The 23,997-nt window shown below is 69.2% G+C and carries 24 protein-coding genes; 11 read left to right on the top strand and 13 right to left on the bottom strand.

Features of this window, described 5'->3' with window-relative positions:
• Window positions 1–12: 12 nt before the first annotated feature.
• Window positions 13–945, top strand: coding sequence for a MoxR family ATPase (locus tag D7006_RS12560; RefSeq protein ID WP_237356824.1), 933 nt, complete (start codon window positions 13–15; stop codon window positions 943–945).
• The gene (locus D7006_RS12555) at window positions 942–2,147 is read left to right on the top strand and encodes a VWA domain-containing protein (protein ID WP_237356823.1); all 1,206 of its coding nucleotides are present in this window, start codon (window positions 942–944) and stop codon (window positions 2,145–2,147) included. Before D7006_RS12560 ends, D7006_RS12555 begins: the two co-directional genes overlap by 4 nt.
• Here the strand turns inward: D7006_RS12555 and D7006_RS12550 are convergent.
• Window positions 2,110–2,976 carry a DUF296 domain-containing protein gene (locus D7006_RS12550; RefSeq protein WP_237356822.1) on the bottom strand — a complete coding sequence of 289 codons (867 nt, stop codon included), beginning with the start codon at window positions 2,974–2,976 and terminating at the stop codon, window positions 2,110–2,112. The genes D7006_RS12555 and D7006_RS12550 overlap by 38 nt on opposite strands.
• Window positions 2,969–4,063 (bottom strand): lysine-2,3-aminomutase-like protein, encoded by a 1,095-nt coding sequence (locus D7006_RS12545; RefSeq protein ID WP_237356821.1) that lies wholly within the window; start codon window positions 4,061–4,063, stop codon window positions 2,969–2,971. Before D7006_RS12545 ends, D7006_RS12550 begins: the two co-directional genes overlap by 8 nt.
• Window positions 4,064–4,165: 102 nt before the next feature.
• Between D7006_RS12545 and D7006_RS12540 the strand changes: the two genes are divergently transcribed.
• The 3 genes from D7006_RS12540 (at window position 4,166) to D7006_RS12530 (ending at window position 6,919) form a co-directional block, all read left to right on the top strand.
• On the top strand, window positions 4,166–4,489 hold the full coding sequence (locus D7006_RS12540; protein ID WP_169120208.1) for an XdhC family protein: 324 nt from the start codon (window positions 4,166–4,168) through the stop codon (window positions 4,487–4,489).
• 82 nt (window positions 4,490–4,571) lie between these two features.
• Window positions 4,572–5,270, top strand: coding sequence for an XdhC family protein (locus D7006_RS12535; RefSeq protein ID WP_237356820.1), 699 nt, complete (start codon window positions 4,572–4,574; stop codon window positions 5,268–5,270).
• Window positions 5,267–6,919: an NTP transferase domain-containing protein gene (locus D7006_RS12530; RefSeq protein ID WP_237356819.1), complete on the top strand. Its 1,653-nt coding sequence runs from the start codon at window positions 5,267–5,269 to the stop codon at window positions 6,917–6,919. Before D7006_RS12535 ends, D7006_RS12530 begins: the two co-directional genes overlap by 4 nt.
• On the opposite strand, the gene D7006_RS12525 is transcribed toward D7006_RS12530, so the two are convergent.
• Entirely contained in the window at window positions 6,891–7,358 is a 468-nt protein-coding gene (locus D7006_RS12525; RefSeq protein WP_237356818.1) for a DUF488 family protein, read from the bottom strand. The two genes, D7006_RS12530 and D7006_RS12525, sit on opposite strands and share 29 nt — an antisense overlap.
• Before the next feature lie 206 nt (window positions 7,359–7,564).
• On the opposite strand from D7006_RS12525, the gene D7006_RS12520 reads away from it, so the two are divergent.
• Window positions 7,565–8,737, top strand: coding sequence for a putative zinc-binding metallopeptidase (locus tag D7006_RS12520; RefSeq protein ID WP_169120216.1), 1,173 nt, complete (start codon window positions 7,565–7,567; stop codon window positions 8,735–8,737).
• Between the two features lie 140 nt (window positions 8,738–8,877).
• Window positions 8,878–10,377, top strand: a complete 1,500-nt coding sequence (locus D7006_RS12515) for an MDR family MFS transporter (protein ID WP_237356817.1) — start codon at window positions 8,878–8,880, stop codon at window positions 10,375–10,377.
• Between the two features lie 28 nt (window positions 10,378–10,405).
• Here D7006_RS12515 and topA read toward each other — a convergent pair whose 3' ends face one another.
• Window positions 10,406–13,093, bottom strand: a complete 2,688-nt coding sequence (gene topA / locus D7006_RS12510; RefSeq protein ID WP_237356904.1) for a type I DNA topoisomerase — start codon at window positions 13,091–13,093, stop codon at window positions 10,406–10,408.
• A gap of 332 nt (window positions 13,094–13,425) precedes the next feature.
• On the opposite strand from topA, the gene D7006_RS12505 reads away from it, so the two are divergent.
• Window positions 13,426–13,638: a hypothetical protein gene (locus D7006_RS12505; protein WP_237356816.1), complete on the top strand. Its 213-nt coding sequence runs from the start codon at window positions 13,426–13,428 to the stop codon at window positions 13,636–13,638.
• An 11-nt stretch (window positions 13,639–13,649) separates the two neighbouring features.
• Here D7006_RS12505 and dprA read toward each other — a convergent pair whose 3' ends face one another.
• From dprA to D7006_RS12485, 4 genes are read right to left on the bottom strand one after another with little or no spacing between them, the layout of a single operon-like run.
• Window positions 13,650–14,798 (bottom strand): DNA-processing protein DprA, encoded by a 1,149-nt coding sequence (gene dprA / locus D7006_RS12500; protein ID WP_237356815.1) that lies wholly within the window; start codon window positions 14,796–14,798, stop codon window positions 13,650–13,652.
• A gap of 6 nt (window positions 14,799–14,804) precedes the next feature.
• The gene (gene plsY / locus D7006_RS12495) at window positions 14,805–15,410 is read right to left on the bottom strand and encodes a glycerol-3-phosphate 1-O-acyltransferase PlsY (RefSeq protein WP_237356814.1); all 606 of its coding nucleotides are present in this window, start codon (window positions 15,408–15,410) and stop codon (window positions 14,805–14,807) included.
• A 58-nt stretch (window positions 15,411–15,468) separates the two neighbouring features.
• Window positions 15,469–16,815 (bottom strand): dihydroorotase, encoded by a 1,347-nt coding sequence (locus tag D7006_RS12490; RefSeq protein WP_237356813.1) that lies wholly within the window; start codon window positions 16,813–16,815, stop codon window positions 15,469–15,471.
• Window positions 16,808–17,755: an aspartate carbamoyltransferase catalytic subunit gene (locus D7006_RS12485; RefSeq protein WP_169120235.1), complete on the bottom strand. Its 948-nt coding sequence runs from the start codon at window positions 17,753–17,755 to the stop codon at window positions 16,808–16,810. Before D7006_RS12485 ends, D7006_RS12490 begins: the two co-directional genes overlap by 8 nt.
• A 245-nt stretch (window positions 17,756–18,000) precedes the next feature.
• Here D7006_RS12485 and D7006_RS12480 point away from each other — a divergent pair, with 245 nt between their 5' ends.
• Window positions 18,001–18,426, top strand: coding sequence for a hypothetical protein (locus tag D7006_RS12480; RefSeq protein WP_237356812.1), 426 nt, complete (start codon window positions 18,001–18,003; stop codon window positions 18,424–18,426).
• Window positions 18,427–18,494: 68 nt separating this feature from the next.
• Here the strand turns inward: D7006_RS12480 and D7006_RS12475 are convergent, their stop codons facing one another.
• The 4 genes from D7006_RS12475 to D7006_RS12460 all read right to left on the bottom strand — a co-directional run bounded on the left by D7006_RS12475 (window position 18,495) and on the right by D7006_RS12460 (window position 20,724).
• Window positions 18,495–19,430: an AEC family transporter gene (locus D7006_RS12475; RefSeq protein WP_169120239.1), complete on the bottom strand. Its 936-nt coding sequence runs from the start codon at window positions 19,428–19,430 to the stop codon at window positions 18,495–18,497.
• Between the two features lie 177 nt (window positions 19,431–19,607).
• Window positions 19,608–20,126, bottom strand: coding sequence for a Holliday junction resolvase RuvX (gene ruvX, locus D7006_RS12470; RefSeq protein WP_237356811.1), 519 nt, complete (start codon window positions 20,124–20,126; stop codon window positions 19,608–19,610).
• A 41-nt stretch (window positions 20,127–20,167) separates the two neighbouring features.
• Entirely contained in the window at window positions 20,168–20,533 is a 366-nt protein-coding gene (locus D7006_RS12465) for a type II toxin-antitoxin system VapC family toxin (protein ID WP_237356810.1), read from the bottom strand.
• Entirely contained in the window at window positions 20,530–20,724 is a 195-nt protein-coding gene (locus D7006_RS12460; RefSeq protein WP_169120256.1) for a type II toxin-antitoxin system VapB family antitoxin, read from the bottom strand. The genes D7006_RS12465 and D7006_RS12460 overlap by 4 nt, the downstream gene beginning before the upstream one ends.
• Window positions 20,725–20,892: 168 nt before the next feature.
• On the opposite strand from D7006_RS12460, the gene gatC reads away from it, so the two are divergent.
• Both gatC and gatA read left to right on the top strand, forming a co-directional pair.
• Window positions 20,893–21,180 carry an Asp-tRNA(Asn)/Glu-tRNA(Gln) amidotransferase subunit GatC gene (gatC, locus tag D7006_RS12455; protein ID WP_024278942.1) on the top strand — a complete coding sequence of 96 codons (288 nt, stop codon included), beginning with the start codon at window positions 20,893–20,895 and terminating at the stop codon, window positions 21,178–21,180.
• Window positions 21,177–22,661, top strand: a complete 1,485-nt coding sequence (gene gatA / locus D7006_RS12450; protein ID WP_237356809.1) for an Asp-tRNA(Asn)/Glu-tRNA(Gln) amidotransferase subunit GatA — start codon at window positions 21,177–21,179, stop codon at window positions 22,659–22,661. Before gatC ends, gatA begins: the two co-directional genes overlap by 4 nt.
• A gap of 79 nt (window positions 22,662–22,740) precedes the next feature.
• On the opposite strand, the gene D7006_RS12445 is transcribed toward gatA, so the two are convergent.
• Entirely contained in the window at window positions 22,741–23,802 is a 1,062-nt protein-coding gene (locus tag D7006_RS12445; RefSeq protein WP_169120260.1) for a glycosyltransferase family 2 protein, read from the bottom strand.
• Between the last annotated feature and the right edge of the window lie 195 nt (window positions 23,803–23,997).

Genomic DNA, 23,997 nt, shown 5'->3' with positions numbered 1-23,997 from the left:
TCTACTCCGCCCATGACCGCGGATGCGATACGGGGCGCCTTGCCCGGCACCATCGATGACACCGGCCGGCTGCTGGCCGGGCAGGGCTATGTGGCCGATCGCGCGCTGTCCACCGTCGTCTTCCTCGCATTGCGCATGGGCCGCCCGCTGCTCCTGGAGGGCGAGGCCGGCGTCGGCAAGACCGAGGTGGCGAAGACGCTGGCGGCGGCGCTGGGGCGCCGGCTCATCCGCCTGCAATGCTATGAGGGGCTGGACCTTTCGGCCGCCGTCTACGAGTGGAACCACGCCGCCCAGATGATCGCCATCCGCCTCGCGGAAGCCGCCGGCGAGAGCGACAAGGGCGCCATCGCCGCCGATATCTTTTCCGACCGCTATCTGCTGCGCCGCCCTCTTCTGGAAGCGCTGGAGCCCCACGCCGAAGGCCCGCCCGTTCTGCTGGTGGACGAGCTGGACCGCACGGACGAGGCGTTCGAGGCCTTCCTGCTGGAAGTGCTCTCCGACCATCAGGTGACGATCCCGGAGCTGGGCACCATCAAGGCGGCCGCCCCGCCCATCGTGATCCTCACCTCCAACCGCACGCGCGAAATCCACGACGCCCTCAAGCGGCGCTGCCTCTATCACTGGGTGGATTATCCCGACGCCGCCCGCGAGATGGAGATATTGCGCGCCCGCCTGCCGGATGCACCCGCACGGCTCTCGGCCGAGGTGGTGGCCTTCGTGCAGGCGCTCAGGAAGGAAGACCTGTTCAAGGTGCCCGGCGTCGCCGAGACGCTGGATTGGGCCTCCGCGCTGGTGGAGCTGAACGCGGTCTCGCTTGATCCCGGCCTCGTCGGCGACACGCTGGGCGTGCTGCTCAAGTATCAGGACGACATCGCCCGTACCGACGCGCCCCGCATCGAGCGCCTCATCGAGGAGGCGCGGCAGGCCTCGCGCGCGGCGGAGTGACCACCGCGATCGCCGCCGAAGACGGGCGTCTTGCCGAAAACATCGCCTGGTTCGGCCGCGCCCTGCGGGTCGCCGGCCTCAAGGTGGGGCCGGGCCGCATCCTCGATGCGGTGGCGGCGGTGGAGATGGCCGGCGTCGGCGCGCGCGAGGATTTCTACTGGACCCTCCACGCCCTTTTCGTCTCGCGTCATGAGGACAGCGTGGTGTTCGACCAGGCCTTCCGCCTGTTCTGGCGGCGCCGGGCGCATCAGGAGCGGCTCATCGCCATGCTCTCGCCGGTGGCCGTGCCGCAGCGCGAGCAGAAGCGCGAAAGCGTGCTCCAGCGGGTGGAAGAGGCGCTGTTCGCCGGGGTGGGCACCGAGCGGCAAGTGGACAAGCCCCGCGTGGAGGTGGAGGCGCGCCTCTCGGCCTCCGTCGAGGACGTGCTGCGCACCAAGGATTTCGCGCAGATGTCCGCGGCCGAACTCGCCGAGGCGCGCCGTCGCATCGCGCTCCTGCGAATGCCGGACGACCGCGCCCGTACCCGCCGGCTCGTCCCTGATCCAAAGGGGCGCCGGCTCGACCTGCGCGCCTCCCTGCGCGCGGCCGTGGCGACGGGCGGCGACCTCGTGCTGCTGAAGCGGCGCGGCACGAAGGAGAAGCCGCCGCCGGTGGTGGCGCTGGTGGATATCTCCGGTTCCATGGCCGACTATTCCCGGCCCATCTTGTCCTTCCTGCACGCGCTGGCGGCGCGGCGGAAGGTATCGGTCTTCCTGTTCGGCACGCGCCTCACCAACGTCACGCGCGCGCTGGCCCGGCGCGATCCTGACGCGGCGCTGGCGGCCGTCTCCGCCTCGGCGCGGGACTGGGCGGGTGGCACGCGCATCGCCGCCTCGCTGCGCGGCTTCAACGTGGAGTGGTCGCGACGGGTGACGGCGCAGAACCCGGTCGTCCTGCTCTTCACCGACGGGCTGGAGCGGGAGGTGGACGACACGCTGCCCGGCGAGATGGCGCGCCTCAAGCGCTCCTGCCGCCGGCTCGTCTGGCTCAATCCGCTTTTGCGCTACGAGGGGTTCGAGCCGAAGGCGCAGGGCGTCGCCGCCATGCTGCCGCAGGTGGACGAGATGCGCCCCGTCCATGACCTGAAGAGCCTTGAAAGCCTGGTGTCCGCCTTGTCCGGCCCGGTCAGCCGGCGGTCTCTTCCACCGCCAGCTCGAAGGTGATGAGCACTGGGTTTTCCCCCCGCACCAGCCGCCCTTCGGCGAGCACGCCGGAGAGGCCGACGAGGGAGAGGGTGATGTCGGAGACGAGCGTGCCCGCAGCATCCGGCGACACCACGCCGGAGGTGACGAACACCTCGGTGGCGTAGTCCTCCACCCCCGGCGCATCGGAAAAGCGTGCGCCGATGATGCTGCCCACCCCGCCGCGCAGCCGCCCGCCCTTGAAGCCGTGGCGGCGGCAGATCTCCTCCACCGCGCCGAACAGCTCCGTGTTCGGCCGCACCCGCGCGAAGGCGATGCGCGGGCCATCGGCCGGGGCATTCACCGCATGGGGGGTGAAGAGGGGGAAATTGGTCTCGGGGTCGAAATCGGCGGTGGTCTCCACCTCGGCGGCGCCATAGGCGCGGGCACGGATGGGTTCGGCCACCACGGCTTCGTGGGGCATCACATGGCCGCCGTGGCGGGTGCCGTCCGGCTCGATCCAGAAGGCGTGGCAATGGATGAAGGGCGCGCCGTCCTTCCGGCCGAAGGTCACATTGCCGCGCTCCAGCTTCGTCACACCCTCCGGCGAAAAGGCGCGGCTGTACCAGGCGGCGTGGGTGGCATCCGGCGAGGCGGCGGGCATCACATAGGTGAAGGGGCCGAACGCGCCGCCGGAAATCTCCACCTGCGCCGCGCCCATGCCGGCTTCCAGCAGCGGGCCGCAGATGGCGGCGTTGATGGTGAGGCCGGGCTGGAGGGTGAAGTCCAGCACCTTCAGCGCTCCCACCGCGCTCTCGATGCGCTCGGCCGCGACCGGCCCGGGCTGGGTGATGCGGCGCAGCTCAGCCATTCGTTCCCTCATCGGCATAGGCGTGCAGGCCGCCGCAATTGTCGCTCACCTGATAGCCGCCCTCGGCCACGGCCAGATGGCCCGGCGTGAGCGGCACTTTCCCGGCCCCGCCGGGAATGTCGAGCACGTAGGTGGGCTGCGCGATGCCGGAGAGGCGCCCGCGCAGCGCGCGCACGATCGCCTGCCCTTCGGCGATCGGCAGGCGGAAATGGCCGGTGCCGGGGGCAAGGTCGGGATGGTGCAGGTAATAGGGCTTCACCCGGCATTCCACGAGGGCACGGAACAGCTCGGCGAGGGTCTCCGCGCTGTCGTTCACGCCGCGCAGCAGCACGGTTTGCGACAGGAGGGGAATGCCCGCATCGGCGAGCCGGGCCAGCGCGACGCGGGCGTCGGGGGTGAGTTCGCGCGCATGATTCACATGCACCGCGACATAGGGCGTGATGCCCGGCGTCTTGAGCGCGGCGACGAAGGCCGGCGTCACCCGTTCCGGCGCGGCGATGGGCACGCGGGTGTGATGGCGCACGATCTTCACATGGGGGATGGCCGCGAGCCGCCCCACCACCTCGCCCATGCGCCGGGCGGAGAGCATGAAGGGATCGCCGCCCGTGAGGATGACTTCCCAGATTTCCGGATGTTGAGCGAAATAGGCGAACGCCTGCTCCAGCGCATCATCCGACAGGAGAGAGGCCGCGCCGGGCCCCACCATCTCCCGGCGGAAGCAGAAGCGGCAATAGACGGCACAGACGCCGACGATCTTCAGGAGCGCCCGGTCGGGATAGCGATGCACCACGCCCGGCACGGGGCTGTGGGCGTCATCCCCGATGGGGTCGGCCAGTTCCTCGGGGCGCACCTTCAGCTCGGCCGGATCGGGCACGAACTGGCGCGCGATGGGGTCGGCGGCGGCCGTCGTGTCGATGGCGGCGGCCAGCGTGGGCGTCACCGCCACCGCATACTGCGCGGCCACGGCCTCCAGCGCCGCGCGGTCTTCCGGCGTGGCAAGGCCAGCGCCGATGAGGTCGGCGGCGGTGCGCAGCGTCCCTTGATCGCGGGCGGCCAAGGACACAAGTTTGTTGAGAGGGTTCGGCATCGGCTGGCGGACAGCTATATGGGAAGCCTGCCATGATGCCAAATCTGCTTGCGAGATCCGCCTGGCGACATCGGCCTTGCCACATCGACACGGGAGCTGCCCATGGACGTGACCGACAGCGACGTTCTTGCCGCCGCCGAGCGCTGGCGGCGCGAGGGGCGGGGGGTGGCCATCGCCACCGTGCTCGAAACGTGGGGCTCGGCGCCGCGCCCGGTGGGCAGCCGTCTCGTCATCGATGCGGACGGCAATTTCCTCGGCTCGGTCTCCGGCGGCTGCGTGGAAGGCGCGGTGGTGAGCGAGGCGGCGGAGGTGATCGCGGCCGGAGCGCCGCGCACGCTGGAGTTCGGCGTTGCCGACGAGACCGCCTGGAAGGTCGGCCTCTCCTGCGGCGGCAAGATCGCCGTCTATGTGGAGCCGGTGGACTGAGCACGCCGGGCGGTGACGCAGGCCGCCAAGCGTTATATTCAGTGGGGAAGATGATCCGGATGCTCCCTGAGGGAGGACCACCATGCGTCTCGACCTGCTCGCGGCCCTGAATGCGGAGCGCGCCGCCCGCCGCGCGGCGGTTGTCGTGACCGAGCTTGCCACCGGCGCCCAAAGGCTCGCCACCGCCGCGACCCTCGCCTCCGACCCGCTCGGGCCGGAAATCGCGGCCGCGCTCGCCGCGCGTCGCAGCGGGAAGGCCGGGGAGGGCAGCGTCTTCCTCGCGGTGGATGTGCCGCCGCCCCGGATGCTGGTGATCGGCGCCGTCCACATCTCGCAGGCGCTCGCGCCCATGGCGCGGCTCGCGGGATTCGACCTGACCATTCTCGATCCGCGCACCGCCTTCGCGACGCCCGAGCGCTTCCCCGAAGTGCCGGTGATCGCCGAATGGCCGGAGGAGGCACTGCCGGCCTACGGGCTTGATCCCTTCACCGCTTTGGTGGCGTTGACCCACGATCCGAAGATCGACGAGCCGGCCATCGCCGCCGCCCTGCGGGCCGAGTGCTTCTATGTGGGGGCGCTGGGCTCGCGCCGCACCCACGCCAAGAGGGTGGAGCGGCTCGCGGCGGCGGGGCTGTCCCAGCAGGCCATCAGCCGAATCCACGCGCCCATCGGCATGGACCTCGGCGCCTCCAGCCCGGCGGAGATCGCCGTGGCGGTGCTGGCCGAGGTGATCCGCGCCTTGCGCACCGGCACTGCCGCCACGGCGGGAGCGGCGGCGTGAGATTTGGCCCCCTGCCGCTCGCCGAGGCCGAAGGCGCCATCGCCGCCCATTCCGTGCGGCTCCCCGGCGGCACCATCAAGAAGGGCACGCGCCTGACGGAGGCCGATATCGCCCGCCTCGCGGCTGCCGGACTCACCGAGGTCGTCGCCGCGCGCATGGAGCCGGGGGATGTGGCCGAGGATGCCGCCGCGCGCCGTCTCGCCGATGCGGTGGCGGGCGCCCATGTGCGGCCCGACACGGCCTTCACCGGCCGCGCCAATCTCTATGCCGCCGCCGGCGGCGTGCTGCGCGTCTCGGATGCCGCACTGGACGCCTTCAACGCGGTGGACGAGGCCATCACCCTCGCCACCTTGCGCGATTTCAGCGCGGTGGCGGCCGGCGACATGGTGGGGACGGTGAAGATCATCCCCTATGCCGTACCGGGCGAGATGGTGGACGCGGCCGCTGCGGTTGGGCCGGGCATCCTGTCCATCGCGCCGTTCCGGCTGAAGCGCGTGGCGGTGCTCTCCACTTTGCTGCCGGGCCTCGCCGACAAGGTGGTGGCGAAGACGCTGACCGTTACCCGCGCCCGCCTCGCGACAGCCGGGGCGGAGGTGATCGCCCACCGCACCCTGCCGCATGACACGACGAAGCTCGCCGCCGCGCTCACGGACGCCGTTGCGGCGGGAGCGGAGCTGGTCATCGTCTTCGGCGCCTCGGCCATCGCCGACCGAAACGATGTGATCCCCGCTGGGCTCGTTGCTGCGGGCGGCGAGGTCCAGCGGCTGGGCATGCCGGTGGACCCGGGCAATCTCCTGATGCTCGGGCGGCTCGGATCCGTCCCGGTGCTGGGTGCGCCGGGCTGTGCGCGCAGCCCGAAGGAGAACGGCTTCGATTTCATCCTGCACCGGCTCCTCGCCGGCCTTGAGGTGAGCGCCCGCGACATTGCCCGCCTCGGTGCCGGCGGGCTGCTTCAGGACATCGCCGCCCGCCCCCATCCTCGCGCCGAGAGCGACGAGGCGGAAGACGGGTTCGCCGCCGTCATCCTCGCCGCCGGCCGCTCCTCGCGCATGGGGGAGGGCATCAACAAGCTGCTCGCGGAAGTGGGCGGACGGCCGGTGATCCGCCGCGTGGCGGAAGCGGCGCTGGCGTCCCGCGCGCGGCCGGTGATCGTGGTCACCGGGCATGAACACGCGCGCGTCGAGGCGGCGCTGGCGGGGCTGGACGTGCTCTTCGTCCACAATCCCGATCACGCGACGGGCATGGCCTCGTCGCTGCGCACCGGTATCGCCGCAGTCCCGGAGACGGCTGCGGGGGCACTGGTGGTGCTGGGTGACATGCCGCTGCTCGCACCTGGCCTGCTTGATCGCCTGATGTCTGCTTATGCACCCGCCTCCGGCCGGCTCATCGCGGCGCCGGTGGAAGGCGGGCAGCGTGGACATCCGGTGCTGTGGTCGCGCCGCTTCTTCGCCGAGCTGGCCGCGCTGGAAGGGGATGTGGGCGCCCGCGCCATTCTCGCCGCCAATGCCGAGCTGGTGGCGGAAGTGCCTGTCAAGGCGGAGGAGGGCGCCTTCCTCGATGTGGACACGCCGCGCCTCCTCGCCGAGGCGCGCGAGGCCGCCGCCAAGGGGGAGCGGCAGCTCAGAACGGCGCCGGCTGAAGGTGCGTGACGTCGAGGTCCAGCCGCTCGCACAGGAATTGCGCCAGCCGCAGCCGGTGGCACCCCTCCACATGGCGCTCGAAACACATGAGGCAGATGCGCCGGCCCTGCGCCAGCTCCGCCAATTCCTCCAGCGCCGCCTTGGCGGGATCGGAGGCGAGGTGGGCGTCGTAGATGCGCATCAGGCCGTCATGGTCGCCGCTGCGCGCCGCGAGCCGGCCCTCCTTGGGCGTGCCCAGCGCCCGCAGGTGGACATAGGCGACGCCGTGCTCGGCGATGCCCGCCGCCAGCGCGGTCTTGGAGAAGCCCGGCCGGCGTGACGCCGCGACGGCGCGCACATCCACCAGCAGGCCCACCTTCGCCTCATCCAGCGCGGCCTGGAAGGCCGAGGGGGTGGATTGCTCGTAGCCGATGGTGAAGAGGGCGGTGAGGTCTTTGCGGCTGCTCATGGAAGGGATCATGCCGCGCGGCGGACGACCCGTCATCCCCGCCCGAAGCGCGTTTCGCAGGCGCGAAATGGACTTGGGCAGGCGAAAGGCCCACTTTCTCGCTTAAGCCAGCGGTGAACGGGGAACCGCGCGGCGTTCCCCGGGTTCATGAGCCACCCGGGCGGGCGTCGTACAAGGACGGCCGCTGGCTTGGGGGGAGACCCATCATGCGCCTGTTTCGCTGTGCCGCCTGCGATCAGCTCCTGTATTTCGAAAACCGCCGCTGCGAGAAGTGCGGCCACGATCTCGGCTACATCCCGCAAGCCAACGCTTTGGTGCCGCTGGAGCGGGAGGGGGATGCCGAGAGCAGCGTGTGGCGCGCCATCGGCCGCGGTGGCGAGCAGCGCTACCGCTTCTGCGCCAATGCTGCGCTCGATGCCTGCAACTGGCTGATGCCGGCGGAGGAGGAGGGCGAATTCTGCCTCGCCTGCCGCCACAACCGCACGGTGCCCGATCTCACGGTGCCCGAAAACCTGCGCAAGTGGCGCAAGGTGGAGGTGGCGAAGCACCGGCTGGTCTATTCCCTGCTGCGCCTCAACCTGCCGCTGGAAAGCAATGAGGATCGTGAGGGCGGCCTCTGCTTCGAATTTCTTGCCGACGCGCCGGACGGCTCGGCTCCCAAAGTCATGACCGGCCACGATGAGGGCCTCATCACCATCGCCCTCGCCGAGGCGGATGACGCCGAGCGCGAGCACCGCAAGGGCGAACTGGGCGAGCTCTACCGCACCCTGCTCGGCCATTTCCGGCATGAGACGGGGCATTATTACTGGAACAGGCTGGTGCGCGACGCGGGCCGCCTGCAGGCCTTCCGCGCCCTCTTCGGCGACGAGACGGAGGATTATGGCGAGGCCCTGCAGGCCTATTACGCCAATGGCCCCAAGCCCGACTGGCAGATGAACCACGTCTCCGCCTATGCCACGGCGCATCCGTGGGAGGACTTCGCCGAGACCTTCAAGCACTACATCCACATCGTGGATACGCTGGAGATGGCCGGCGCGTTCGGCATCCGGGTGCAGCCGCGGCTGGACCGTACGGGCGAACTCGGGGCGGAGGTGGACTTCAACCCCTACCGCGCCTGCGCCATCCAGCAGATGGTGGATTCCTGGCTACCCATCTCGTTCGCGCTGAACAATCTCAATCGCTGCCTCGGCATGTCGGATGCCTATCCGTTCATCCTCGGCCCGGGCGTGATCGAGAAGGTCGGCTTCATCCACAGTCTGGTCCACCGGCAGGTGGAAGCCGATCCGGTGCCGGAGACCGTCACCGAGGAGGTGCCGCCGGGCCGTGGTGAGAATGCCGCCGACGCGCCCGAGGGCAGCCCCATCGCCGCGGTCGCGTAGGGCGAGCCTGGGGTGCGCCTTCACGTACTCGTGAAGCTGGGCCGGAGCGGATGGGGGTGCCCCTTCCGTCGCGTCGGCCTTGCAATCGGTCGGCAACGGGCGACCCATGGGCGTCCCTCCGCCGTCGTTCGATTCCCCTGATGCACCAGATCGATCCGCAGTCGCCCCACGCTTCGTCCGGGGCGAAGACCCCACCCAGCCACGCCGAGATCCGCCGCATCATCTTCGGGCTGATGCTGGCGATGCTGCTCGGCGCGCTGGACCAGACCATCGTGGCGACGGCCCTGCCCACCATCGGCGATGCGTTCGGCGACTTCGCCAACCTCTCCTGGGTGGTCACCGCCTATCTGCTCGCGGCGACGGTGGCGACGCCGCTCTACGGCAAGCTGAGCGACATTCATGGGCGGCGGATGATGCTGCTCACCGCCGTGGCGGTGTTCTCGGCCGCGTCCGTGGCCTGCGCGCTGGCGCCCAACCTGCTTGCCCTCATCATCGCGAGGGCGGTTCAGGGACTGGGCGGCGGGGGACTCATCTCCCTATCGCAAACCATCATCGCCGATCTGGTCTCGCCACGGGAGCGGGGGCGCTATCAGGCCCAGATCGCCGGGGTGTTCGCCGCCTCCAGCATCGCCGGCCCGGTGCTGGGCGGCCTTTTCGCCCAATATCTCAACTGGACCCTCATCTTCTGGGTCAATCTGCCCATCGGCCTTGCGGCACTGCTCATCACCGAGCGGCGGCTGCGCGACCTGCCGCGCCACGAGCGCCGCCACGCCATGGACTATCTGGGCGCGGCGCTGATGGCGGTGGCGAGCCTGATGCTGCTGCTTGCCCTCGGCTGGGGCGGCGTGCGCGTGCCCTGGGGCTCACCGCTCATCCTCGCATTGTTCGCCGGCACCGCCGTCTTTGTAGGCCTGTTCATCTGGCGGATGCGGCGGGCGGAGGAGCCGTTCCTGCCCCTCGGGCTTCTCGCCGACAAGGTGGTGGGGCGAGGCATGATCGCCTCCTTCCTCGCATTCGGGGGCATGGTCGGCCTGTCCATCTTTGTGCCGCTCTATTTCGAGACGGCGCGCGGGCTCTCCGCCACCCAGTCGGGCCTCGGCCTCATTCCGGTGATGGGCGGCGTGGTGATAGGCGCCATGCTCTCCGGCCGCGCCATGGCGCGGCTTGTCCACTACAAGCGGCCGGCCATCGGCGGGCTGGCGCTCTCCGCCGGCGGGCTGCTCGCCATCGCCCTGGCGCCGGCGATGCCGCTCGTGCTCGTCCTGGCGCTGTTCGCCGTCATCGGCGTGGGCATGGGCACGGCGCTGCCGGTGTGCACGGTGTCCATCCAGAATGCCGTGCAGCCGCATCTCATGGGCACCACCACGGGCGTCATGACCTTCTTCCGCCAGCTCGGCGGCGCGCTGGCGGTGGCGGTGCTGGGCGCCGTGCTGCTCGCGGCGCTCGCCGGAGTTGGGGCAGGGGATATCGAGAGCCTGGCGCGCAGCGCGGATCCGGCGCGCCTCTCGGGCGCGTTCAGCCGGGTGTTCGCCACCGTTTCGGTGCTGGCGGCGCTGGCGGCCGTGGCGCTGGTCTTCCTGCCGGAGCGGCCGCTGCGCAGCTCTGTCCATGCCAGCGAAGGCGAGGGCAGCATCGTCTGACGCTGCCCCGGCCGGATGGACGCGGTGGCTACTCCGCCGCGTCGGGCTTGCTGGCCGCCGCCTTCTTGGCGGCAGGCTTCTTGGGGGCCGCAGCCTTGGTCGCCGTCTTCTTGGCGGCAGGCTTCTTCGCCGCCGCCTTTTTCGGCGCGGCCTTCTCGCCGTTATCGCCGGCCGCCGCCTTGCGGGCGCCACGCGCGGGCTTGGCCGGAGACGAGGCCGCCTTGGCGTCGATGAGCTGCACCGCCTGTTCCAGCGTCAGCGCTTCGGGATCGGTGGACTTGGGCAGGGTCGCGTTGACCTTGCCGTGGTTCACGTAAGGCCCGAAGCGGCCCGGACGCACGGTGATCGGCCCGCCCAGCGTAGGATGATCGCCGACGACCCGCCCGGCCGGCGTGCCGCCGCGCCCGCCACGACCCTTCGATTGCTTCTCTGCAATCAGCGCCACCGCCCGGTTGAGGCCGATGGCGAGGATGTCGTCGCCGTCCTCGATATTGGCGTAGGTGCGCCCGTGCTGGACATAGGGTCCATAGCGCCCGATGCCGGCAAGGATCGGCTCGCGATCCTCCGGATGGAGGCCGATCTCCCGCGGCAGGGAGAGCAGCTTCAGCGCGGTTTCAAGGTCCACGTCCGCCGGGGCGAGGCCCTTGGGCAGGGACGAGCGCTTGGGCTTCTCCCCCTCCTTGCCCTCACCGAGCTGGAGATAGGTGCCGAAGCGGCCGGAGCGGATGGTGACTTCCTCGCCCGAGTCCGGATCGAGGCCGAGCACGCGGGTGCCGTCGCCCTCCTGCGGATTGTCGCCGGTGAGCGGACGGGTGTGGCGGCACTCGGGATAGTTGGAGCAGCCGATGAAGGCGCCGAACTTGCCCATCTTCAGCGAGAGCCGGCCGGTGCCGCAGGTGGGGCACAGGCGCGGGTCGGTGCCATCCTCCCGCGGGGGGAAGATGTGGGCGGTCAGCATCTCGTCGAGGGCGTCGAGCACCTGCGACACGCGCAGATCCTTGGTGGCCTCGATGGCCGCGTGGAAATCCTGCCAGAAGGCGCGCAGCACCTCCTTCCAGTCGAGTTCCGCGGCCGAGACCTCGTCGAGCTTCTCCTCGAGATCGGCGGTGAAGTCGTATTCCACGTAGCGCTTGAAGAAGCTTTCGAGGAAGGCGGTGACGAGCCGGCCCTTGTCCTCCGGCACCAGCTTCTTCTTGTCGAGCTTCACATATTCGCGGTCGCGCAGCACCGCGAGCACGGCGGCATAGGTGGACGGCCGGCCGATGCCCAGCTCTTCCATGCGCTTCACCAGCGAGGCTTCCGAATAGCGCGGCTGCGGCTCGGTGAAGTGCTGGGTGGTGGAGATGTCGCGCTTGGCCAGCGCCTCGTTGGCGCTCATGGCCGGAAGGCGACGGCCCTCCTCGTCGTCGTCCTCGTCGTCCTTGCCCTCGCGGTAGAGGGTGAGGAAGCCGTCGAACTTGACCACGGTGCCGGTGGCGGTGAGGTCAAGCGTGCGGGCACCGGCTTTCGCCTCGATATCCGCCGTGGTGCGCTCCAGCTCGGCCGATTCCATCTGGCTCGCGACCGTGCGGATCCAGATCAGCTCATAGAGCTTGGCCTGCTCGCCATCGAGATAGCGGGCCACGTCGCGCGGATGACGCGAGGGGTCGGTCGGGCGGATGGCCTCGTGGGCCTCCTGCGCGTTCTTGGCCTTGGTGGTGTACTTGCGCGGCACCCCCGGCAGGTACTTCTGGCCGAACTGCTTGCCGATGGCATCGCGGGTGGCGGCGACGGCCTCGGGGGCCATGTCCACGCCGTCAGTTCGCATGTAGGTGATGAGGCCCACCGTCTCGCCGCCCACGTCCACGCCCTCATACAGGCGCTGCGCGATCTGCATGGTGCGGGCCGGCGCGAGGCCGAGCTTGCGGCTCGCTTCCTGCTGCAGGGTCGAGGTGGTGAAGGGCGGCTGGGGATGCCGCTTCATGGGCTTGGCTTCGACGGAGCGCACCCGGAAGGCCGCGCTGTCCAGCGCTTCGCGGAAGGCCTTGGCCTCCTCCGCCGTGCCCACCGAGAGGCGGGTGATCTTCTTGCCGTCGGCACCGGAAAGCCGCGCCTCGAACTCCTCGTTCCGCGGCGTCGCCAGCTTGGCGAGGATGGACCAGTATTCCTTCCGGACGAAGGTCTCGATCTCTCGCTCGCGGTCGCAGACGAGGCGCAGCGCCACCGACTGCACACGGCCAGCCGAGCGGGCGCCGGGCAGCTTGCGCCACAGCACGGGGGAGAGGGTGAAGCCCACGAGATAGTCGAGGGCGCGGCGGGCCAGATAGGCGTCCACCAGCGCGCTGTCGATGGCGCGGGGCGACTTCATCGCCTCCAGCACCGCCTGCTTGGTGATGGCGTTGAAGACGACGCGCTCAACCTTCTGGCTCTTGAGCGCCTTCTTCTGCCGGAGCACCTCCAGCACGTGCCAGGAGATGGCCTCGCCTTCGCGATCCGGGTCGGTGGCGAGGATCAGGCCATCGGCCCCCTTTACGGCGGCGGCGATCTCGTTGAGCCGCTTCTGCGCCTTGGGGTCCACGTCCCACAGCATGCGGAAATCGGCATCCGGATCCACCGACCCGTCCTTCGACGGCAGGTCGCGAACGTGGCCGTAGGAGGCGATCACCTCATAGCCGGGACCGAGATATTTGTTGATCGTCTTCGCCTTGGCCGGCGATTCGACGATGACGACCTGCATGACGAACCGTGTCTCAATCAAGGGCCGCCGCCCCATTGCGCGGCCTTGGAAAGGGGAGGGAGCATCCCGCGATGCCGTTCGGCACCCCGGGGGCGAAGCGTGAAGCTCCGGCTCCGATGCCCGGCGTCCGATCGCGATCGCTCACCCCAGCAAGAGCGGACCGCGACGCCGAGAGCGCCGCAACATGGGGAGCCGAGGGGCGCCTGTCAAATGGTGCGCCGGATCAGGGCGCGCTGGCAGGTTTGAGTAAAGTACAACCCAGAGTATGTTTCATAATCCAACTCAATCTTTAAGACCATGCTCTGATACCAAACGGGGGCTTTGGAACCGACATGACCGAACGGTCTTCCGTCGATATTGCCGGCGATGCCGCTGCGACGGCCGCCTATGTCGCCGCCATCGCCGCCGAATTGTCACGTCTCGCCCGCAGCCATGGGTTCAGTACCCTCGCTTATGTGCTCGACATGGCGCGTCAGGAGGCCCGCGCGCTGGCCGACAGCGTCTCCTCTGCGGGGCCGGGAAGCGCGGGTGCCGAGCCGCGCTAGCGCCCCCCGGCCTATTTGAGCGCCACCCTTCCTGTCCCCGGTCGGTCCAGCCGGCCGGCGAGTTCCAGTTCCAGCAGCACGATCTGGACTTCCGCGACGGTGCAACCGGACAGGCGCACCAGATCGTCGATGGGCGTCGGCACCGGGCCGAGCAGCGAGATGACCCGGGCGCGCGCATCGTCCCCCGGCGTCACCGGCCCTGCCGGCACGAACGGCGCCTCCGCCTCCACCACCGGATCGTCGCGCCGCCCGGCGATGGGGGTGAGCACCTCGATGACATCGGCGGCCTCGGTAACGAGGGTGGCGCCGCGCTTCAGCAGGCGGTTGGTGCCGCCCGCGCGGGGGTCGAGCGGTGAGCCGGGCACGGCGAACACTTCGCGTCCCTGCTCGGCGGCAAGCCGCGCAGTGATGAGCGAGCCCGACCGCTCCGCCGCCTCCACCACCACGACACCGAGGCTCATGCCCGAAACCAGACGGTTGCGGCGGGGGAAGTCGCGGGCGCGTGGCTCCCAGCCGATGGGCATCTCGGAGACGAGGGCGCCTGTCGCGGCCACTTTTTCCATCAGGCCGAGGTTTTCGGGCGGGTAGGGCTTGGCCAGCCCGCCGGCGAACACGCCAACGGTGCCGCCGTCGAGGCTGGCCTCGTGAGCCGCCGCATCGATGCCGCGGGCAAGGCCGGACACCACCACCCAGCCCCCGGCCGCAAGGTCACGGGCGAGGCGCGCCGCGAAGGTGCGCCCGGCGGCCGAGGCGTTACGGGCGCCGACGATGCCGACCATGGGCCGGCGCAGCACCTCTGCCTCCCCGCGAACGGAGATCAGGGGCGGCGCGTCATCGAGAGCGGCAAGGGCGGGGGGATAATCGCGCTCGCCCAGAGCGACCAGCCGGGCGCCCATGCGGGCGTGCGCCTCCAGCTCAGCGTCGACTTCGGCGAGGGTGGGGGTGTGGGGCGGCATCAGCCGTCCGCCGCGCCGGGCGAGGGAGGGGAGGGCCTCCAGCGCCGCGCCGGCGCCGCCGAACTGGTTGATGAGGGCGCGGAAGGTGCGCGGGCCGACATTCTCGGTGCGGATCAGCCGCAGCCAGTCGCGGCGCTGCTCCGGCCCCAGCAACTCGCCCTTCGCCGGCCCGCTGGCGGGACCGCTTGCCCTGCCGCGCGCCATGTCGCCTCAGCCCTTCGCGCCGATCTTGCCCTCGGTGCCTTCCAGCAGCCGGCGGATGTTCTCGTGGTGCTTCAGCCACAGGAGGATGGCGAGCACGGCGAGCAGCACGGCCAGATTGTTGTTCCCGAGGGCCATGGCTGCAACCACGGTGGCCACCGACGCCATGAGCGCGGACAGCGACGAATATCGCGTGAAATAGGCCGCCCCCAGCCACACCACCGCGAAGGCGATGGCGGCCGGCCAGAACAGGCCGATGGTGACGCCGAGGAAGGTCGCGACGCCCTTGCCGCCCTTGAAGCGCAGCCACACCGGCGCGATGTGGCCGAGAAAGGCGCCGACAGCTGCCGCCATGGCGGCGGTCTCGCCAGCGAAATGGCGGGCGACGAGGACGGCGGCGGTGCCCTTCAGCGCATCCAGCAGCAGGGTGGCGGCGGCGAGATCCTTGCGCCCGGTGCGCAGCACGTTGGTGGCGCCGATATTGCCGGAGCCGATGGAGCGCAGGTCCTTGGTGCCGGCGAAGCGGGTGAGGATGAGCCCGAACGGGACCGAGCCGAGCAGGTAGCCGAACGCAAGGGCGATCAGCAGAACGAGCGCGGGCGGGGTATCAGGCATGCGCACCTCGAACGGTCTCGCCGCGCCGCCGCGGCGGGACGGCACAGGTCACGGTGGGTCAAACGTATTCGTAGACGGTCTGCCCGGCAACGATGGTACGCAGCACCCGTCCGTCGAGGCGGGCCTCGTCGAACGGCGTGTTCCGGCAGCGCGACTTCAGCGAGCGGGGATCGAGCACGTAGGGCATGCCGGGATCGAACACGATCACGTCCGCCGCCGCGCCGGGCCGGAGCGTTCCGGCATCCAGACCCAGGATCTGCGCCGGCCGGGTGGACAAGGCGGCGAGCAGGTTCACGAGGTCCACCTGATCGGAATGGACAAGGCGCAGGGCGGCGGAGAGCAGGGTCTCCAGCCCGATGGCGCCGGGCTCGGCTTCCGAGAAGGGCAGGCGCTTGCCCTCCACATCCTGCGGCAGATGGTCGGAGACCACCACATCCAGCAGGCCGGAGGCCAGCGCCCGGATCAGCGCCTGCCGGTCCTCCTCCCCGCGCAGGGGCGGGGCAAGGCGGAAATAGGTGCGGTAGGCGCCGATATCGAGTTCGTTGAACGAGAGATGGTTGATGCTGACCGAGGCGGTCACCGGCAGCCCGGCGGTCTTGGCCCGCTCCAGCACCTCCAGCGATTCGGCACAGGTGAGCGCCGCCGCGTGGTAGCGCGAGCGCGCCGCGCCCACGAGCCGCACGTCGCGTTCGAGGATGATGGTCTCGGCCGCCTTCGGATTGCCGGAGAGGCCGAGGCGGGAGGCGAAGGCGCCCTCGTTCATCGCCCCCTGCGACATGGACGCATCCTCGGTGTGGTGCACGAGGAGGGCATCGAAGTCGCGGGCATAGGTGAGCGCGCGGCGCAGCACCTGAGCGTTCATGATGGACTTGTGGCCATCGGTGAAGGCGACGGCACCGGCGGCCTGCAGCAGGCCGATCTCGGTCATCTCGTGGCCTTCGAGGCCCTTGGTGATGGCGGCCATGGGATGCACCCGCACCACCGCCGTGTCCCGCGCCCGGCGCAGGATGAAGTCCACGATGGCCGGATCGTCCACCGCCGGGTCGGTATCCGGCTGGCAGATGATGGTGGTGACGCCGCCGGCCGCCGCCGCGTGGCTGGCCGAGGCCAACGTCTCGCGATGCTCGGCACCGGGCTCGCCCACGAAGGCGCGCATGTCCACGAGGCCGGGCGCGACCACCGCCCCGGCGCACTCCACCACCTCGGCGCCATCCGGAATGCCGGCGGCGGCGATGCCGAAGCCGGCGTCCTTCACCACGCCGTCGGCGAGGAAGACGTCGCCATGGAAGTCCGCGCCGCGCGAGGGGTCGATCACCCGCGCATTGGCGAGCAGCAGCGGCCGGGGATCGTGAGCGCGGGAAACTTGAGCGCGGGAAACTTGAGCAGTCGTGCGGCCATTACGCATTGGGAAGCTTCCGCGCGAGGGAATCGAGCACCGCCATGCGCACGGCGACGCCCATCTCCACCTGCTCTCGAATGAGGGACTGCGCCCCGTCCGCGATGGCGGAGTCGATCTCCACGCCGCGGTTCATGGGGCCGGGATGCATCACCAGCGCGTCGGGCGCGGCGTAGCGCAGCTTGGCCTCGTCGAGGCCGAAATAGTGGAAATACTCCTTCACCGACGGGATGAAGGAGCCGGCCATGCGCTCGCGCTGGAGGCGCAGCATCATCACGATGTCCGCCCCTTCCAGTCCCGCCTCCATGGTGCGGAACACCTCGACGCCGAGGGTCTCCACGCCCGAGGGCAGCAGGGTGGACGGCGCCACCACGCGCACCTTGGCACCCATGGTGTTGAGCAAGGCGATGTTGGAGCGCGCCACGCGCGAATGGAGCACATCCCCGCAGATGGCGACCGTCAGTCCCTGGATGCGGCCCTTGTTGCGGCGGATGGTGAGGGCGTCGAGCAGCGCCTGGGTGGGATGCTCGTGGGCGCCGTCGCCGGCATTCACCACGCAGCAGTCCACCTTGCGCGCCAGCAGCGCCACCGCGCCGGACGCGTGATGCCGGACGACGAGGATGTCCGGGTGCATGGCGTTCAGGGTGATCGCGGTGTCGATCAGCGTCTCGCCCTTCTTCACCGAGGAGGAGGCGACCGACATGTTCATCACGTCGGCGCCGAGCCGCTTGCCCGCGATCTCGAACGAGGACTGCGTGCGGGTGGAGGCCTCGAAGAACAGGTTGATCTGGGTGCGTCCGCGCAGCGTCGTGCGCTTCTTCTCGATCTGCCGGTTGAGTTCGACGAACTCCTCGGCGAGGTCGAGCAGACCCGTGATCTCGCCGGCGGAAAGCCCTTCGATGCCGATGAGGTCTCGGCCGGAGAGCGTGAAGGCGGAAGCATCTTGCATGGCAGGCGGGAGGCATAGCCCCCAAGCGCGGCCCCGGCAAGGGATGCCTGTGAATGGAGCCGGGCGGGGCAAGATGGGGTGCACCGTGATTTACGGCTCGTTCACCAACCGTGAAGGCTGGTCCCGGTGATTCCCCAGGGTCGCCACACTTTGGAACGAACTCTCACCGAGCCTTTGCGCAGCCGGACCGGACGGACTGAGGCGAGCCGCCAGACCGTCGCCCCGGAGGTTGGGAGTTACTCGTTATGTCCATTCTGATGCGGACGAACCTCATGGCGCTCGGCGTCGCCGTGGTGCTCACCGGCGGTGCCGGCACGGGCAACGCGGCCGCCATCGGCACCGGCGCGCTGGCCATGGCGCCGGCGAAAGCCGCGAGCGTCACCGATGTCGGCTACTGGTATCGCGGCCGCTATTATCGCGGCGGCTGCTGGAATTGCGGCAACGGCGCCGCCTTGGGTGCGGGTGTCGCCATCGGCGTGCTGGGTGCGGCGGCCATTGCCGGCGCTGCGGCCGCCCCTCCGCCGCCGCCGGTCGTCTATTACGAGCAGCCGCCGGTCGTTTATTACCAGCCCGCGCCGCGCGTCTATCTGGAGCCGGTTCCCCCGCCGCGCCCGCGCAGCTGCTGGGTCGCCACCGGCCCGGGCGGGCAGGGCTATTTCTCGCCCTGCTGAGTCGCGGGGATACGGGATGACGTGAGGGCGGCTTCGGCCGCCCTTTCGTTTGGGTCAGGCCAGCATCGTCAGGCCAGCATCTTGGCGATGGTCACCACCAGCGGCAGCGTGATGGCCGCGCCGATGATCTGGATGGTCAGGATTTCGGCGAGGAGCGGCGCGTCCCCGCCCATCTGCCGCGCCAACACGTAGCCGTTGGGGGCCGAAGGAACCGCGGCGGTGATCGCCACCACCACCAGCTCCGTGCCACGCAGCCCGAAGGCCAGCGCCAGAGCGAGGGCGATGGCCGGCTTCAGCAGCAGCTTCAGCGCGAGGCTGGCGAACACGATGGCACGCGGCCGCTTCAGCCGGTCGAGGATCAATCCGCCGCCGACCACCAGCAGTCCCAGCGCCAGCGAGGCCTTGCCGAGGATATCGCCGAACTCCACCAGCACCTTCGGCACGGGGAATCCCGTCACATTGAGCAGGGCACCCGCCGAGCACGCCCAGATGTAGGGATTGCGCGCCAGCTGCTCGGCCACATAGGCGAATGTCGGCGGGTGGCGGCCGGAGAAGGAGGCCAGCACCAGTACCGCGATGATGTTCACCACCGGGATCATCGCCACCAGCGCCAGCGCGGCGATGGTGATTCCCGCTGCGCCGTAGAGGCCGCCCGCCACGGCCAGCACGATATAGGTGTTCCAGCGCACCGCCCCCTGGAACAGGGAGGTGAAGCCGGGACCGTCCGCCGCCAGCGCCGCGATCAGCGGCTTGTGCATGAGCAGGATGAGGCCCGAGAGAATGATGACCGTGCCGATGAGCGCGCCGGCGACCGCCACGACATTCACCGTGCTCAGGTCCGCTTTCACCGCGGACACCACCAGAAGGGCCGGGAACAGCACGAAATAGGTCAGCTTCTCCAGCGCCGCCCAATGGGCCGCATCCTTCAGGAGGATGCGCCGCAGGACGGCGCCGAGGGCGATGATGAGGAAGACCGGCACGAGGGCCGTGATGATGAGGCTCATGGGGCAGACGCTTACCGTGCCGGCCGTGCGGCGGCAGGCAATTATTCCTCTGCGGCGGTGTGAATTTTCCGCGCGCCCGCTTTAGGCCCGGAGCCGGGATAAGAAAAGCGCCATTGTCCCGAAACGGGACGGAGCGACGGTGGGGCGAGAACCCGCCGGGAACGGGAGCGGACCGAATCAGTCCTCCCGGTCGGTTTCCTCTTGGTTCTCCACGAGGCGGTCGAGGAAGCCGAGCGCGCCTTCGAGAATGAAGGCCGCCGCATGCTGGTCCACCACCTCGGCCCGGCGCGCGCGGCTCATGTCGGCCGAGATCAGCGCCCGCTCGACCGCGGCGGTGGAGAGGCGTTCGTCCCAAAAAGCGATGGGCCGTCCCGCCAGCCGGGCGAAGTTGCGGGCGAAAGCGCGGCTCGCCTGGGCGCGCGGGCCTTCGGAGCCGTCCATGTTCAGGGGCAGCCCCAGCACGAAGGCCACCGCCCGCCGTTCGTCCGCCAACGCCACGAGGCGCTGCGCCTCGGCGGTAAATTTGGTGCGCTTCACCGTCTCGATCACCGTCGCGATGCGGCGGTCGGGGTCCGAGCCCGCGACGCCGATGGTCTTGGTGCCGAGATCAAGCCCAATCAGCGCCCCGCGCGGCGGCAGGAGGGCGGCAATGTCCACGAGTGGACCAACGGGGGCGGGGAGGGGCGCGTCTGCCATGAGCGAGGGTTAGAGCAATTGCGGGCTGGGGCAAGGGGGGATCACGCCTCAAGCGCAATTCCCAGTTTTTCCGCAACAGCTGCCAACCGCCTGTCGCGCGTCCACAAAACCGCTTCCGGCGTCAATCGAACCGACGCAATCAAGTGCGCGTCGACATATCCAATCCCTCGGCCATGGAGCGACTCGGTCGTTATGAGGCCGAGCACTTCGGCCGGTTCGGCAATGATCGCCTGCGGCAAGGCGGCGATGGCATCCAGGATGACCTCCCGCTGACGCAGGTTCCCCAGTGCGAGTTCGCCGATCACGAAGGGATGCGACATCACGGAGCCGTCCGCCAGCACCTGCTGCAGCCTCGGATCGCATTGGCGAAAATGATCGATCCAGATGGACGTATCGACCAGAATCATTCGTCGGGCCGGCGTCTACGGATCGGTTCAAGCTGGGGCTCGCTCCCGCCGAGACGGGCGAGACGCAATGCGCTCTCGCGGGCGATCAGCGCTTTGAGTGCCTCGCGCACGAGAGCCGACTTCTCTGTCATGCCGGTCAATGCCTGTGCTCTTGCGAGAAGCTCGTCGTCTATGGCGAGGGTGGTTCGCATCGGGACGCATTCCTTCGGCGCGGTGGCCTGGGCACGGATAGTAGCATCAATTGATGCCGCGAGCCCGCACTCTGCGGCGTGGGCTCCCACCCCACCCATCGGCGCCCAAACCCTTCCACCGCGGCATACCCCTTGCTATAGCGGCAGGCAGCTTTTGGGAGCCTACTCATGTCCGTCGATCAGGCGACAGTCCGCCGGGTGGCCCATCTCGCACGCATCGCTGTGCGGGAGGAGGAACTCGGCCATCTTCAGAACGAGCTCAACGCCATCCTCGATTTCGTCGAGCAACTGGCGGATCTCGATGTCTCCGGGGTCGAGCCGCTGACCAGCGTTGTCCCCGTGGAGCTGCCCATGCGGGAAGACGCCGTTACCGACGGAAACTGCCCCGAGAAGGTGCTCGCCAACGCCCCCGATGCCGAGGGCGGCTTCTTTACCGTGCCGAAGGTGGTGGAATGAACAAGCTCACCAAGCTCACCCTCACCCAGGCGCGCGAGGGGCTTGCCCAGGGCGAGTTCACTTCGGTCGAGCTCACCGAGGCCTATCTGAAGGCCATGGAGGAGGCGCGTCCGCTCAACGCCTACGTGCTCGAGACGCCGGACATCGCGCTGGAGATGGCGCGGGAGAGCGACAAGCGCATCGCTTCCGGCGATACCGGGCCGCTGGAGGGCATCCCCCTCGGCATCAAGGACATGTTTGCGACCGAGGGGGTGCGCACCACGGCCTGCTCGAAGATCCTCGAGAACTTCGTGCCGCAGTACGAATCCACCGTCACCTCCCATCTGTGGCGGGACGGCGCGGTGATGCTCGGCAAGCTGAACAATGACGAGTTCGCCATGGGCTCGTCCAACGAAACCTCCGCCTTCGGCCCGGTGGTGTCGCCCTGGCATCGCGACGGCGATGACACCCCCATCGTGCCCGGCGGCTCTTCCGGCGGCTCGGCGGCGGCGGTGGCGGCCTTCCTGTGCGCCGGCGCCACGGGCACCGATACCGGCGGCTCCATCCGCCAGCCGGCGGCGTTCACCGGCACGGTCGGCATCAAGCCCACTTATGGCCGCTGCTCGCGCTGGGGCATCGTCGCCTTCGCCTCGTCCCTCGACCAGGCCGGTCCCTTCGCCCGCACGGTGAACGATGCGGCAGTTCTGCTGCGTTCCATGGCCGGCTACGACCCGAAGGACTCCACCTGCGTCAATCGCCCGGTGCCGGACTATGAGGAGGCGGTCGGCGCCTCCATCAAGGGCAAGAAGATCGGCATTCCGCGCGAATACCGCATGGACGGCATGGCCGACGAGATCGATACCCTCTGGCGCGAGGGCGCCAAGTGGCTGGAAGAGGCCGGCGCCGAGATTGTGGACATCTCGCTGCCCCACACCCAGTACGCCCTGCCGGCCTATTACATCGTCGCCCCGGCGGAAGCCTCGTCCAACCTCGCCCGCTATGACGGCGTGCGCTACGGCGCCCGCGTGCCGGGCAAGGACGTGGTGGAGATGTATGAGAACACCCGCGCCGCCGGCTTCGGCCCGGAAGTGCGCCGCCGCATCATGATCGGCACCTACGTGCTCTCCGCCGGCTATTACGACGCCTATTACCTGCGCGCGCAGAAGGTGCGCAGCCTCATCAAGCGGGATTTCGACCGGGCGTTCGCGCTCGGCGTCGATGCGGTGCTGACTCCGGCGACCCCGTCGCCGGCCTTCGGCATCGGCGAGAAGCTGAAGGCCGATCCGGTGGAGATGTATCTCAACGACGTCTTCACTGTGACGGTGAACATGGCCGGCCTGCCGGGCATCTCCGTCCCCGCCGGCCTCTCGGCCGACGGTCTGCCGCTGGGCCTCCAGCTCATCGGCCGCCCATTCGAGGAAGAGACGCTGTTCTCCCTCGCCGAGGTGATCGAGGAAGCGGCCGGCCGCTTCCCGGTCGAGGACCTGTGGTGGAAGGCTTGAATTGAGCCCGCAAGGAAGGTCGGGCTCAGCCCCGACTTTCCTTGCGGACGAGTCCTCGCCCGAGGCTGAGCCGGTCTGGTCACGAGTACCCGAGCGGCTCCTTCGGTAAGTCTTGGGCATGACGGAGGGCGGTGAGGCGCCTGCGCAGCGACTTCAGGTTCCGGGAAAACGCTGCGAGGAGGCGTGACTGGAAGGTGGCGCCGCCTTCCCTCAGCTCCTTGTTCTCGACGAGCGCCGCCTTGAAGGCGTGCACGAGATCGTCAGTCGCCGAGAGCACGCGGCGATAGGGGAAGATGCGGGCCAGTTCGGGATGGCGCACCTCGCCCCTGCGCTCGACGAAGGGCTGGAGCCTCGCTGTGCGGCCGCCCCGGTCCGGGCCCAGCGCCTCGGCCAGCCGGCCGAGGGCATGCACCTTGATATCGTGCTCCTCCTTGAGGATGCCCACGCCTTCGAGGAGCCGATCCGGCGCGCCGTTGGAAAAGTCGGTTCGCGCGGTCCAGCGCAGATAGCCGGCGAGGCCCTTGCTCACCAATTGGGCCTCGGAACGCGCCGGGAAATGGGCGAGCTGCACGTTTGGCAGAAGGGTGATCGGCAGTGGGACATCCCACTTGGTGGCGCGATGGTTGCCGTCGACGACGGCAAAGCCGCGCTCGCAGGCCAGCCGGCCCGGCACGACGACCTTGAAGATATAGGGATCATGCACTGCGACATGGCGGAGCCGGGTGAGGGGACAGGGCTCGTTGAGGTCGTCCTCGTCGGTCATGAGGTAATGGCGCGGGTTCAGCCCGCCGAGGCGATAGCCGCCGATGGCTTCAAGATCTGCCTCCAGCGCCGCCCGATCCTCGGCAACAATGAATTCGTCACCATCCAACGGGAAGACAAAGTCCCAAGGCGCTGTTTCCATCGCCTGTTCGACCAACGCCGTGGTGCGCTGCCCTTGATGATAGGCCGCCGGTGATTTCTCCAGCGTCAGCGAAATCGGAAGACCTTCTTTAAATAGCATCTCAAGGATGCGCGTTGTTTGATCTGTGCTGCCGTCATCCACAATGTAAAGATGATCTAAGAAGTGCAGGTTATGGCGAACCCACGCTTCGATTATATCCGCCTCATCGCGAACAATGGAGACCCCCGCCAGTCTCATCTGCTCAACTCCTACAAAGCCCCGCTGCTCAATCTACGGGCAGGGCGAGCGGAATTTGGGTAGGGTAGTAGCGAGGGCGTGGCCGTTTTGCGGGCGAAATGAGGCACAGATAACTTGGTGTAACAAAGTATGTCCTGACGTATCGGCAGCTTATGGCCGTTGCCTGCAATGTCGCCTAGGGGTACGACACCGACC

Origin of the sequence: Xanthobacter sp. YC-JY1 (genome assembly GCF_021730305.1) — a bacterium.
Classification (GTDB): Bacteria; Pseudomonadota; Alphaproteobacteria; order Rhizobiales; family Xanthobacteraceae; genus Xanthobacter; species Xanthobacter flavus.
Note: the sequence above shows the minus strand (reverse complement) of the source record. Positions and strands in the feature narration are given on the sequence as shown.